The 13434-nt window shown below is 58.5% G+C and carries 7 protein-coding genes and 5 pseudogenes; 5 read left to right on the top strand and 7 right to left on the bottom strand.

From position 1 onward, the window contains the following. Positions 1–2216: 2216 nt before the first annotated feature. A complete protein-coding gene (gene gabT / locus X741_RS151155; RefSeq protein ID WP_051410462.1) occupies positions 2217–3539 on the bottom strand; it encodes a 4-aminobutyrate--2-oxoglutarate transaminase in 1323 nt (440 codons plus the stop codon). 528 nt (positions 3540–4067) lie between these two features. Then, a pseudogene (locus tag X741_RS151160) lies at positions 4068–4325 on the bottom strand (IS110 family transposase); the annotation flags it as partial. A gap of 666 nt (positions 4326–4991) precedes the next feature. On the opposite strand from X741_RS151160, the gene X741_RS151165 reads away from it, so the two are divergent. Next, entirely contained in the window at positions 4992–5441 is a 450-nt protein-coding gene (locus X741_RS151165; RefSeq protein ID WP_023778274.1) for a GNAT family N-acetyltransferase, read from the top strand. Between the two features lie 176 nt (positions 5442–5617). Continuing rightward, positions 5618–6060: pseudogene (locus X741_RS1000000170990) on the top strand (leucine zipper domain-containing protein); the annotation flags it as partial. Here the strand turns inward: X741_RS1000000170990 and X741_RS1000000170985 are convergent. After that, positions 6023–7387: pseudogene (locus tag X741_RS1000000170985) on the bottom strand (glucose 1-dehydrogenase). The pseudogenes X741_RS1000000170990 and X741_RS1000000170985 sit on opposite strands and share 38 nt — an antisense overlap. Here X741_RS1000000170985 and X741_RS1000000169810 point away from each other — a divergent pair. Beyond that, on the top strand, positions 7356–7796 hold the full coding sequence (locus X741_RS1000000169810) for a hypothetical protein (RefSeq protein WP_156937894.1): 441 nt from the start codon (positions 7356–7358) through the stop codon (positions 7794–7796). The pseudogene X741_RS1000000170985 and the gene X741_RS1000000169810 overlap by 32 nt on opposite strands. A 14-nt stretch (positions 7797–7810) precedes the next feature. Here X741_RS1000000169810 and X741_RS151175 read toward each other — a convergent pair whose 3' ends face one another. From X741_RS151175 to X741_RS151185, 4 genes and pseudogenes are all read right to left on the bottom strand, one after another. Beyond that, positions 7811–8812 (bottom strand): pyruvate dehydrogenase complex E1 component subunit beta, encoded by a 1002-nt coding sequence (locus X741_RS151175; RefSeq protein WP_051410461.1) that lies wholly within the window; start codon positions 8810–8812, stop codon positions 7811–7813. Next, entirely contained in the window at positions 8802–9758 is a 957-nt protein-coding gene (locus tag X741_RS151180; protein WP_245272731.1) for a thiamine pyrophosphate-dependent dehydrogenase E1 component subunit alpha, read from the bottom strand. The genes X741_RS151175 and X741_RS151180 overlap by 11 nt, the downstream gene beginning before the upstream one ends. Positions 9759–10089: 331 nt before the next feature. Further along, positions 10090–10266 (bottom strand): annotated as a pseudogene (locus tag X741_RS01000000166710) (peroxiredoxin); the annotation flags it as partial. A gap of 22 nt (positions 10267–10288) precedes the next feature. Next, positions 10289–10996, bottom strand: a complete 708-nt coding sequence (locus X741_RS151185) for a class I SAM-dependent methyltransferase (protein ID WP_023778267.1) — start codon at positions 10994–10996, stop codon at positions 10289–10291. Between the two features lie 586 nt (positions 10997–11582). On the opposite strand from X741_RS151185, the gene X741_RS1000000170980 reads away from it, so the two are divergent. Together X741_RS1000000170980 and X741_RS01000000166705 are read left to right on the top strand one after the other, a co-directional pair. Then, a complete protein-coding gene (locus X741_RS1000000170980) occupies positions 11583–11879 on the top strand; it encodes a group II intron maturase-specific domain-containing protein (protein ID WP_245272720.1) in 297 nt (98 codons plus the stop codon). 320 nt (positions 11880–12199) lie between these two features. Beyond that, a pseudogene (locus X741_RS01000000166705) lies at positions 12200–13127 on the top strand (IS110 family transposase). Positions 13128–13434: the final 307 nt, after the last annotated feature.

Genomic DNA, 13434 nt, shown 5'->3' with positions numbered 1-13434 from the left:
CAGTAATCAGCCGTTGGTTCCTTTCAAAGTCTGCCCATGACAAATAGCGTGACGATCAACGAGCAAGACTGCCCAATCTGAGCGCTTTGCGACGGCCGCGCACGATTCGCTTGCGCCATTTTCGATTATCGTCCGACTTCCGGTTCGGCCAAAGGCATTAGCGCCAGCATAAACAGGATTGGTGAGAAGGTTGCTCAACGTCGTGCAGACCGGAGGTTCCACAGCACATGCTGCTGTCCGGAGATCCAGGGGTTGATGTGCGGCAACGCTATCTGTCACTGCGAAGCAATAAGAACACCTGGCGGATGCTTTGCATTTCGGCAAAGCGGGTGAAGACCAACCCAATCGCCTCACGCACGCGCAGGTCGGGATCCATTTCGATTTGTCACGCCCCGCTTTCACATAGCCGGCGGCGACCGTGAAGAAGAGCTCACCCCGTCGTGCCTTCTGCTTCAAGATTTCCATCGAACGGGCCCGCAGGAGCGACAGTTCGAGCTCGCTCATCGTCCCCTTCATGCCCAACAACAATCGATCGTTCGGATGCGTGGTTCATAGGTTCATCCTCATCGACGATCACAGTGCCAACCAGGCCACAAAATTCGATCAGCGTGTGCCAGTCGCGCCCGTTGCGAGCCAGACGCGACACCTCGATGCAAACACGGCGCCGACGCGGCCTTCACAGATCGCTGCCAGCAGCTTCTCGAAGCCGGACGACCGACGCCCGAATCCGAGCGGCCAAGGTCGTCATCGATGACTGTCACATCTGTCCAGCCAAGAGCAGGGAGCACGGTCAGCAAGGCCGTATTGACATCGCCAGCTCTCATGATCGCAAGCTGGTCAATGGTCGATTGGCGGATATAGATGCAGGCGCCGCGCGCCAGGTGGTCAGACGTGATCTTTCACCGGCCTCCGTCGCTGCGGCTGCGCCGCGTGCTTCCGGCAGCAACGCACTCACCAGTGGCAATAGCTTCGTCCGCTCGGCCGGTGCATCGGTGCCGGCTCGGTCTTGGGCACAAAGAGATCGAGTTGGCGGTGACAGGATTGACGATGCTTCATACTTGTCTCATGCTTTGCAACGGGAATCATCGCAAAGCGAGGTTAGATAGGCATCGAGCTCAAGACGACGTTCGCGCAGATACGTCAGCGACAGGCGGGGACTCTCCGTCATCATCATCACCTCCGCACGATCCTCCGTTTCCAGATCGGCAACTGCACCAGGGTGCCGTCAAGCTGGCGGATGATCAGAGCGACCTCGTCACCATGGCGATTGCGCCCGGCAACAATAACCGCTTCCCCGTAACGGTGATGAAATCAATATCGAATAATCGCCTCACCCGACTGAGAGCGGCATTATGAAGTTGTTGCACCGACCCCGGGAACCGTCATCAGCCAACGTGTAGTTTCGTCATCACCAGCGAGATGCCGGACTTGCCGATCGAGCTTCTCCTGTTCACAGCAGACCTGCTCGTCTACAGACAGAAGCGATGAAGCAACGGGCGAAGCGAATGCCCCTCAGTAACCAGCTCCAAACCTTCGACGGAACTGTGATCCAATCGATCGACTGGACTGCAGCCCGTATTCTTTCAGCATGGACCGTGTCTGTTTTTGAGATCGCGCCGGATCTCAACAAGTCTTGACCGTGCGACGAGCATGAATCGGTGGCCTGACTCTCTGCGCTCTTGACCTTCACTCCGGATACCAATCAATGCGGCAGTTCGGCCAGGCCGCGGGCATCGTTGGCGAAACGGCACAAAGTCACCCGCAACCTGATCCGCGTCTGAGGGCCGGCTTCGATGACGATGCAGGCGGCCGACTTTATCCAGGAATACGAGGCCCGGATCGTGGCCCTTGAGCGGCTCGGAGGCAAGCAGGCTCTGGAACTGGAGTTCCTAAAGGGGGCTCTGAAAAGCTCACGGGACTACATCTGTCGTCACCGGCCTCGCATCTCCATCGCTGAAGGATGCCGACTGAGTCGCGCGCTCGACCTACTATGACCGTCCACAAAAGCGGGCCGCTGACACCGCGATTGCGAAGGCGATGTTTCGCGCTCTGCGACGAGTTCGAGTTCTGGGATATCGCCGCGCGGTCCTACGCTGCATTCGAAACATCCGGAGAAGCTTCTGCAGGTTCGGGCTGTGATGTCCGAACGGTGCGCGGCGGAATTCACGCACCAGCTGAAGTGAATCGGAGGGATTTTCGAAGTCCACGGCTCCTCACTAAGCCTGAGCGGCTGCGGGGGTTTGGAGAGCGAGGTCGCCATCGACAACCGCATCAATCGAATCTTCGACGATACTCAAAGCCTCGTCAATGATTGCATCAGACAGGGTCAGAGGGAGAAGAAGGCGGATGACGTTGAAGTGTCGGCCGGCTGATACGAGTAGCAAACCACGATCCGCCGCTTCCTTGATCACTTTGGCAGTCAGTGATCGCGCGGGTTTGCGGGTTTCTTCGTCTTTGACGAATTCGACGCCGATCATCGCGCCAAGCCCACGAATGTCGCCAATGATCGAGCGATGCTTCTTCTGGATCCGCTGAAAGCCAGCCGTGAACCGCGCACCTATTTCACGAGCGCGCGCAAGCAGATTTTCCTCATCCAACACGTCTATTGCCGCCAATGCGGCCGCGCATGCCAGCGGATTACCGGCATAGGTCCCGCCAAGGCCGCCGACCTTAACGGAATCCATCATCTCCGCTTTTCCGACCACTGCGGAAATCGGAAGGCCGGCACCCAGGCCCTTGCCCATGGCGATCAAATCGGGCTCGATGCCGGTATGTTCTACGGCAAACAGACAGCCCGTTCTCCCGAAGCCGGATTGGACTTCATCGACCACGAGGACGATACCGTGGCGGTCGCAAAGCCGCCGGATACCTTCCATAAACTCGGCGGGTGCGGGGATAAAGCCGCCTTCCCCTTGAAGCGGTTCAATGACGAAGGCCGCGACCGCGCTTGGCTCAATTTCGGTTTCGAAGACGGTGTCCAACGCCGAAAGGCAGTGTTCGACGTCAATACCCCGGTACAGATCGGGGAAGGGCGCGCGATAGATGCCCCCTGGAAACGGTCCAAATGAGTGTTTATATGGGGTGACCTTCCCCGTCATCGCCATCGTCAAAAGCGTGCGGCCATGAAAGGCACCACCGAAGACAATGATCCCATGCCGCTTGGTGTAGGCGCGAGCAATTTTGACAGCATTTTCGATCGCCTCGGCACCAGTGGTGACAAGCAATGTCTTGGCCCGCCCTCCCACCTTGCAACGCTCGTTCAGTCGCTCCGCGAGGGTAATGTAGCCCTCATAGGGGATGGTGCCGAAAAACGTGTGGCTGAACTTGCCAAGTTGAGCTTGTACTGCACCGACAATCTTTGGGTGGCAGTGCCCAACCGCCAGAGCACCTACTCCACCCACCAGATCAATGTATCGGCGTCCCTCTACGTCCCAGAGCTCCGCGTTTTGGCCGCGGTCTGCGTATATAGGATTGGCACAAGATACCCCAACCGGGAGAGCCGCCTTCCGGCGATCGTCCAAAGCAGCATTAGAAAACATTCGACTATCCTCCTGTCGGTCACTATGATTTGTCTTGTGTGTCACTCGAGAGAACTACATTTGGCTTCGGCAAAATCCGCGCTTCAGTCTTCGGCTCATGCAAAACTAGATTCGCTTTTGCTCCCGTCGTTGTCAGTGGCTGGGGAAGCGACCTTTGGCCGTCATATGGCCCATAGATCAAGGTCAGCGGGTTCGTGATGTCGAGAAAGATCTGGGCCTAGAGAGGCTGAAGCAAGCGCCGCGCCATTTGACATAAGGCTATGAAATCACATTGCTGTTGCATGGACGAGGCACCGCCGGAACAATCCGCTAAACCTTCTTCTGTACGAAGTTGGACAAGAATGTTGGAAGCCCAAACAAAAATGCCGCTACCAGTTACTAGCGCGACTTTCCCCGCGAAGCGCCTCAGGCGATAGCCCTTCCGCCATTCACCCCAACAGGCGCCGCACCTGTAACGCGGGACGTCGGACGCCCAAGAAGAGGACAACATCAGCAATATCTTCCGACCGCGCGACGCGATCAAGCAGCCGCGACGACGATGCATTCGTGCCCCAACTCGATGATCTGACGGTAAAGTCCATAGCCCGTCGGACCGGCCTCGTAGCAAAGGTGAAGCTTGGCACTGCGCCTGGAGAGCCTCTTTACAATTGCGTCCACCGAGGCTGGCTCTGAGGAAATGTCGCCCAGAAACCGAACTTCGCCGTTGCGCTCGCCATCCGCAACCGCCACCGAAATCTTCAACTTGGAAGTATCCAAGCCGATGAAGATCACATTCTCGCCTTTCATGGTTATCCTCGCTGATCTCGCAGGTCGGCTCGGCCAATCCAGAGCCCCGCATCAGCCTAACGCGGGGGCGAGCCGCCTTCACCAGCGAACATAGAGCATACGGTCTAGTGCTTGCAGATTCGGCAAATTTTCCGTGGCCGCTCAGGCCCACTACGGCATTGCCGTGGGTTGGCATCGGCTGGTGCGACCCCGCCCCCCCGGAGGCTAACTGGTTGAGGCAGGTCGCTGCCGAAGAGCGAGACAGCCAAATGTCGGTTTTGTCGAGTCCGCGACAGGATGGCGGCCGGCTTCGTTGCTGATGCACTCTCATTTAAAACGTAAGACCGTATGTCCGCCTCTGTCGGTGAGGTGGCTCGTCCTCCTGTATTGAGGATCGGCTCGGCCTGCCCGAGCAACCCTCGGACGCGCAGTGTAGGGCGAGCCACCTCACCGACAGAGGCGGACATACGGTCTTACTTTAAAACGTTGAATCTAAGCCTTTCTGACTTCACTGCTCAGTTGGCACGACTTTTGAACCTTCCTTGTAGCGAGGCAGCAGAAGCTGCCGCTGGCGGGTGGCAGAAAACGCCACAGTTGAGCTGATCGGCACAACTGCCGGTCATAACCAAAACCCAGGGAAAGCCATCGGTCCAAGGTGTTTCCCGTTCTTTCATTTGAGGGATCGCCATGGTGCTTGAGATCACGGATGCGCGGCCGGACCACGAAGGCGCCTGGCGAAAACTTTGGGACCGCCACGTGCACTTCTCTAGGATGACGCTCGATCCCGAGGTGACCGCGGCAACCTGGAGGCGCATTCTCGATCCCGCCTCGCCGGTCAACATGCGTGTTGCCGAGCAGGTCGGTGCGCTTGCTGGTTTCGCTATCCATCTGTCCCACCCTTCATCTTGGGTCAAGAGCAACGACTGCTATCTCGAGGATCTTTATGTTGCCGAGCATTTCCGCGGCTCCGGCATCGGCCGGGCGCTCCTCGACGACCTCGTCGCAGTCTGCAAAAAGAACAGCTGGGAGCGGCTTTACTGGCACGCCGACGCGGGCAATACCCGCGCCCGCAAACTCTACGATTCCTATGTCGAGGATGATGGGCACGTGCGTTACCGAATGCGCATCTCGAAGTAAAACGGCAACGTTATCGTCCCCCCTGCCTTCACTGTTCGGACGTGGGTTATGCTGGCAAACTTCCGCTGTGCCTCGTCGGAATTGAGCTTAGGTGTGAGCTTTCAATACGTTGGCCATCCGGTTCTGAGCGAAGAAAGCTGAGGTTGCGAGACTTCAGTGATTCCTCGAAGGACTGGATGAATATACACAAGAATGCCCGTCTGACGCCGCTCGGTCGAGAGCGTATTGTGAAGCAGGTTTTGAGCGGGCAGACGCCAAAGGCCGTCGCGTCAGCCGCGGGCGTATGCCCGCACACGGTACACGTGGGTAACGCTTCGAAGTCGAAAGTGTGGAAGGGCTCAATCGTTCCTCGCGACCGCGCGTCTTTACCGGCCGACGCGGCAGCCTATTGTCGAGCAGGTTGAGGCCTTCCACGTCAATGATGGACCGGCCAGCAGATCGCTGCCGAAGTCAGCATCTCGCCGACTAGCGTCAGCCGCATCCTGCGGCTGCTCGGTCCCAATCGGATCGCTTCGTTGGAGCCCCCGAACCGGTCCGCCGCTACGAGCGCCAGCATCCTGGCGAGTTGATCCACATCGACATTAAGAAGCTCGGCCGCTTCGAGCGTGTGGGCCACCGCAAACCGCAATCCTTGGCCTTCCCGAGGCCACCGCGACGACATGCGCCTCGATGAACATGCGCTGGGCTTCCACCGTGGAAACGCGGTATTCGGTCGCGACCTCGATCTCGGCGCTGTCGGTTGCAGCATCCTTCGCCCGTTCCACAACGATAGCGCGGACATCGGCCTCGGCGGCCGAGATCGCCGCAGCCTCATCAAGGAAATCGCGAACCTTTCCGCCGGAGGCAAGCCGGAACAGTCCTTCCTTGGGTTGGCTGACCTGGGCCTCGCCCGACACCCGCACCTGGCCGACGACGGCGTCCAGCGCATTCGCGACGTCGGTATCTTCGGGCACCCCGCATTCATCGTTAACTAGCGCGGGCAGACCCGCGTAGTGCAGTGGCGCCGAGGCCCCTAGGCCGACGACCGGGCGGTCGAGCGCGACGGTGAGGCGGGCGACGCCTGGATGTGCGTCGACGGCGCGCTGCACCAGCGCGTGAGCCACCGTCGCCGCGCCGGCGGGCCCGTCTTCGGTGGTCTAGGATTTCGGCTTCGTCAGCTTCGCCCGATACTCCTCGTCCAAGATGGCGGGCAGAGATATCTTCTTGGTTCGGGCGCCGTCGACAGCGATCATTTCACCGCTAACAAAACTGGATTCGTCGCTCGCCAGCCAAAGGACCGCATTTGCTATATCCGTTGGAGAGCCTATCCTTCCGACCGGGTGGATCTCCGCCAATTCCCGCTCGACCAAGCTTCGGTCCGGGTGGAGCTCGACATAGGCGCGGTTCAGATCGGTATCGATCCAACCGGGACACGCGGTGTTGCAGCGTATACCATCGGGTCCAAGGTCTACTGCCAATCCCAGCGTGAGACCGTGCACGCCGGCCTTGGTGGCGGCATAGCCTGTATGCCAGGGGTTGACCATAAAGCCCTCGACCGACCCAATGTTGACGATCGCGCCCACGCCGATTCGTCTCATTTCCGGGGCCACATACTTGGCCATTAGAAACGGACCACGGAGATTGACCGCCATGAGTCGGTCCCAATCCTCGACGGTCTGCTCGTCGATGGACTTATGCACGACGATACCAGCATTATTGACCAGGACATCGACCCTGCCGAACTTCTGCAGGACCTCGTCAACGAATTCACGAACCGAGGCCTCCTTTGTGACGTCAAGAGGCAAAAAGGCGAGCCTCTCGCTGCCGACAGGGGGGGAGCGCTGGTCAATCAAGTCGCCAACGGCAACCACTGCCTCTTCTTCCGCGAGCCTCTCGGCAATCGCCCGTCCTATGCCTCGATTGCCACCGGTAACAATGGCGACTTTGCCTGAAAGCCGATTACCCAAATATTCCTCCTATCCTGCCGTGAAGCCGCCATCGATCGGAACAGCAACGCCCGTGATGTGCCTGGCTTGCTCGCTCGCGAGGAGGAATGCGGGGCTTGCCGCAATCCGGTCGTTGTTGCGGCGCGGCGATCAGGATGAGATTCAGCGTCATCAAAAAGGTCGAGAAAATGACCGTCGCAGATCCGGTTTGCCGAAGGCCGATGACGATCCCGAGGGTCGGCGCAACAGCTTCACAACTGCCCACTATCCGTCGGGTGAGACGATTCTCCGTTACCACTTTCATCCCGTTACGGACAAACAGTTGCTGTTGCCGAGCGCGATTCGCCGTGGTGACGCATCCGACACTGAGCTTGCCGATTTCGCGCCCCAATTGGGCCGCTGGCGCGCATTTCGCTTCCATTCTATTTAAAGTCTTTGAGAATGTCAGAGCAGCCGCCTTACGGCGGCGATAATGTGGTCCTTCGTCGGGAAGAAATCCTTCTCAAGGGCCGGACTGAAGGGTACGTGAATATCTGGAGCGCTCACACGCAGGATCGGACGCTTCAACAGATCGAACGCCTCCTCCGCCATCACCGCCGCGATTTCACTTCCGACATTGCAGACGCGGTGCGCATTCTCAGCGATCAAAAGCCGTCCGGTCTTGGCGACTGACGTTTTGATGGCCTCATGATCGAGCGGCTTCAACGTACGTGGATCGATCACTTCGACCGAAATTCCCTCCTCGGCGAGCGCTCTGGCAGCTTCCATCGTCGGCCCGATGACACCGGCAACAGCGATAAGGGTTACGTCTTCTCCTTCGCGCTTCACATCCGCTTTGCCGATCGGGATTAGATGGTCTGGATCTGTGGGCACATTGCCCTTGATCGGCCACAGGCGTGTGTCTTCGAAGACCATTACCGGATCGCCGTCGCGAATGGCCGATTTCATCAGCCCCTTGATATCGGCTGCGCTGGTCGGGCTGATGATCTTGAGGCCAGGCACATTCATGAAGAACGGATAAGGCCGGTCGGCATGCTGCGCTGCGTAGGACCCCAGCGAGGACATACAGCAACGAAACACGATCGGAATGTCGATCTGGCCTCCAGTCATATACCGCAATTTCGAGGCCTGGTTGATGATCTGATCCGAGGCGAGATAGACGAAGCTGGCACCTGAGAGGTCTACGATCGGCCTCAATCCGTTGATGGCAGCCCCGATTCCGAGGCCGGTGAAACTGCCTTCTGAAATCGGCGTGCTCCAAATCCGGTTTTTGCCAAACCGCGCAATAAGTTTGGCGCAGCCATGAACCGAGAGTTCCTCTCCTATCAGGACGACGCGCTCATCATGCTCCATTTCTTCCATCTGCGCCTGCACGAGCGCTTCAAAATAGGTCATCTGAATATGGGCGCTGGGCGTCGAGGTAAGTTTCTGAGCATCAGTTTCCATGCGGATTAATTCCTCTCGAGCCCAGCCCGAAGCTTTGATGCCCTACAAGGGGCGAGTTGAACATGTAATCGGGTAAAGTTTCGGGCCGAGGCATGGGGCTGGCCCAAGCAAATTGTACAGCCCGCTCCACGGCTTGGGCGGCTTCGTCCTCAATTGATATCAGACTCTTTTCATTTATGCCTTCATCGAGGAGTACAGTGCGATATAGCAAAATCGGATCCCGGTCGCGTTTTTGAGCCTCGACTTCTTCAACCAATCGATAAGGCTCCCCCGGAATCACCGAGCCGAAATCGTGCTCATCGAACCGATAGGTGTTGGCTACTACCAGAGTAGGGCCCTCGCCCGTGCGTGCTCGCGTGACGGCCTCTGCCGCGGCTTCATAAACGGCACTCACGTCCTGCCCGTCAACCGTTACTCCAGGCATGCCGTAGCCTGCCGCCCGCAGCGCGATGTCCGGCTGCCCATGGCTTTGCGCCACCGAGGTGGTCATGGCATAGCCGTTGTTCTCGCAAAGATAGATGACCGGAAGCTTCCACAGCGACGCCATGTTGAGACTCTCATGGAAGGTGCCCTGGTTCACTGCCCCATCGCCGAAGAAGCAAAGGGTAACCTGATCGACGCCGCGCACCTTGGCGCTGAACGCACACCCTGTGGCAAGAGGAATGCCGCCTCCGACGATACCCGATTCGCTGATGATCCCGACTGAATTGTCTGCAACGTGCATTGAACCGCCGCGTCCCTTGCAAGTGCCGCCCTCCTTTCCCATCAGCTCGGCCATGAGCGCATCCAGATGCGCACCCTTCCCGATCGGATGACCGTGCGAACGATGCGTCCCGGTCATGGCGTCATCGTCCCGAAGAGCGAGACATGCCCCTACGACAGCGGCTTCCTGACCCACGCTCGAGTGGAACCAACCAGGGATCTTGTCGCCTTTGAACTGGCGCATACCCTCTTGTTCGAATCGACGGATGCGAAGCATCCGCCGATAAGCTTCTATTCTCTGATCACCGTTTAACTGCATGATCCAAACGTCGCTCCAATATGAAGGTAAAAGATGCCTGCCATTTGATGGCATAGTGGACGTCTTAATCTTCCGGTATGATTCCTCCACTTTCCGGTTCTCTCATACACCCGGAACAAGAGCATGATGATAAAATAGCGGGCTGCGCGATTGGCTGGTAATATGATTGACGAGAATTGTGGCTATGCAGCCTCGGCGTTAACGGCGGCGTTCGTCCTTTCGAGAACGTTATGCGTCGACGAGAGACATTGGGTTAGCCTTCCTCCTCGAACCACTTCTCCACCACGCCATTGTTGATCAAGGCGGCGTAGCGCCAGGAGCGCATACCGAAGCCGAGATTTTCCGTGGCGACCAGCATGCCCGGCTGGCTCGTGGACTCGCCCAAGCCGTCCGGGATGAGCTTGATGCGTTGCATCGGCTGCCAGTTTCGACCGCAAGGATTTGCGGTAGCCTCGTCATAGCCTCGGTTCCTCTGGTGCGCTGGTCTTCTCAGGCACCTGGAAGACCCAATAGTGCGCGTCCTCCTCGGCGACGTATCTGCCGTTCCTCAGACACTGTGCCGGTATAAGGACGCCCTCATCCTGCAGACGCCGTACCTGGTCTTCAAAGGATGTCGTCTCCGCATAGCTCTTGCGGGTGCTTGCAATGACGAAGCCGTTCGGGCGGGTGACGCGAGCCAGCTCGCGCAACCCATCCGGTCGGACGTGTCCAAGTGTGAGGACGCCGCAGCAGACGGTCAGGTCATAGCTCGCGCTGGAGTAGTCGGAGAGCTGACCGTTAAGGTCGACATCGCCTTGGGCATGGCGGTAGACGCCGGTTTGCCGGGCCTTTTCGGCCATCTCTTCGGAGAGATCGAACCCGTCAATCAACCGAAAGCCGAGGCGTTCCAGTTCCACGCCGACGAGCCCTGTTCCGCAACCAGCGTCCAGGATTGCGATGGCATTTCGCTGCCCGGCCAAATAGGCCGTCTGCACGGCGCCTGCCAGTTCCGCCACGATCATCGGCCCGCAGTACCCGACGCGGGCCTGATCTAGATCGAAGGCACTCGCCCATCCGCGATATAAGAGGGCCAAGCGCTCGGCGTCGCCATCGAGGTCATGGGATGCCTTCATGCGCTCTCGTGCGGCTTGCTCCGGTGCTGTCTGCTGATCCAAGGTGTTCATAACAGTTCCTCCGTGTAAGGGCAAATGGGTGCGGCACTGCCGTCATGAGCGCGCAATGGCCGCTGCTGAAACCACGAACTGATCCGTGCCACTATGCGGAGCATGGTTGTTTGGCCATGCGAAGGCGTCTGGACACAAGGTAATTACGTCGACGTCCTCTAGTGGAAACATATGTCCACTTTCTCGGCTTGATCCGCCCGGCGGGAGTGTTCAGCAATTCCTCACCCTGCTGCCGGTCCTGCATCGACGCTCTCCATGACAACCCACCGACACCCCTAAGATGGGTAGCAGAAAAAGACGATCTGGCATTCTCAAGAGGCGACTGTACCAGCGGCATGCGAGAGCACAAAGGTGATCTTTGAGAATTTTATATTACAATACGTTACAATTTTGAGATATACGTCTTATTTCTATTTAATATTTGACATACTTCGGTAACAACACTGCCACAAGCCTTCCGCGTGACGACCTTATATTGTAAATTAATCCGCAGGGGAGCTAGGCAGGAGACTAGCCTCGGTGCCGGGCCGGTACGCATTGGGGGCGTAAGTTAAGCGGGTTCGAGTTCCTCGGATTCCGCTTAGTCATGCACTGGGATAGACGCTACGGCTACGGCCCACGCGTCGAGATTCCCAAGAAAAAGGCCGCCGATCTGCGTTGGAAGGTCAAGGCACGTACGGGTACGAGTTCCGCCCGGTGCAGTCTGGGTTCCAAGCTTCAGGAGCTCAATCCCATCCTGCGCGGGTGGGCGAACCACTACCGTCACTGTGCCTGCGCCGGCCGGGTGTTCACCAGTCTGTGTGTTCACCAGTCTCGACTGGTATACTGGCATGCGTATAGTGCGATGGTTGCGGAAGAAACGCCCCAAAGCGCGGTCGCGTGACATCTGGGCGGCCTATCAGCCCAGCAGTCGCCGGCCGACGAGACGGCTCTGGCGCGAGGGATTGGTCGAGCAACACATGCTCGCCTGGACCCCCGTCTGCCGCTTCCGTGTCGCATGGATGGATATGCCTGACTTTACCAAGTCTTCTGGAGAGCCGGGTGCGTAACGAAAGACGCATGCCCGGATCGGGGAGGCGGTGAGAAACCGGTCGCTGGAAGGCGGCGCGGCGCTTACCGCCTACTCAACTGTCGATGAAAGAGACGGCGGTGTCGATCCGCCGCGACGGCAAGCGGATATAGCGAGGCAAGTGCGCCTCTAATCTGAAGCTCATTGCAGAGCTTGTTCACAACGAGCGCCGGCCGTAAAACGCGCGGTGTTCGAGACCGGCCTGCGGCGCGACAATGAAGCTGCGAGCGCTTCTCATCAGAATTGTCGCGCCACACCGGCCCTCTGTCGGTGTGGTTTTATCATGTGCTGTGCGCCGAGGGAGTGGCGGCGATCTGCATCGATGCGCGCCATGCCAAAGCGGCGCTCGATATGGCGCCGAACAAAACCGACGCGAACGATGCTGACGGTTTGGCGCATCTTTGCTGAGGTGAGTTCTATCGTGAGGTGCGTGTGAAGGGGCTCGACAGCATGCTGACCCGCACGCTTGTGGCGGCGCGTAGCCGGCTGGTCCGTATCACCACCGAGCTTTCGAACCAGATTCGTGGCGTCATGAAAACGTTCGGCCGCTCGTTCCCGCCGGAAAGGGAAGCGCATTCGAAAAGAATGTACGGAGCCTCCTTGTCGATCAGGATGGGCTTGCTTCTATCGTCTTGCCGCTTCTGGAGACCTGGCGCAACATTCGCATCTGCAGCCGAGCTTGGGCGTCAGTTGGCCGCGAATGCGCGTCAGAGCCAGGCCTGCCGCATCCTCATGTCGATCCCCGGCATCGGCGCTATCACCGCGACCTCGTTCACTACGGCTATCGAGGATACGGACAACTTCAGGAAGTCCCGGTCTGTTGGCGCATGGGTCGCCCTGACGACGCGCCGCTACCAATCAGGAGAAGTCGATTATGACGGCCATATATCCCGACGTGGCGACTCGACCGACAGCAGCCTGCCCACATGGGGCCTCAAGCTCCTGGAGAGGATCGGCTTCAAACGAGCCGCCGTGGCCGGGGCCCGCAAACTGGCGGTGATCATGCATGCCATGCTTAAGACAGGCGAATTCTTTGATCCGAATTCGGGAGCTGCCACGTGAAATCTCGCGGATAGCGTTCAGATTCTGAACGCCTGAGGCGTCCCTGCCGGGACGTGGGCCGAGCCATTCCGATGGGGTTGCACCGCTGATACAGCAAAGTGCGTCATCCACATACCCGCGAAGCTCCATCATGCGGCGGCTACTGTCGACCGCGAAGACAACCATGAACCCGGTAGCGTCGTCTCAACGCAATAGATGCTTGACGACCCACAAGCGATTAGACAACCCTAACAAAATTTTGCCGCCGATCAGGGTTCTATAGTTCAGTCATGACCCATCTTTTGCGCAGAACCCGCCAGCCGCTCGA

Origin of the sequence: Mesorhizobium sp. LNHC221B00, assembly GCF_000502935.1 — a bacterium.
GTDB lineage: Bacteria > Pseudomonadota > Alphaproteobacteria > Rhizobiales > Rhizobiaceae > Mesorhizobium > Mesorhizobium opportunistum.
The sequence above is the reverse complement of the archived record's forward strand: the minus strand, read 5'-3'. Positions and strand labels throughout refer to the sequence as shown.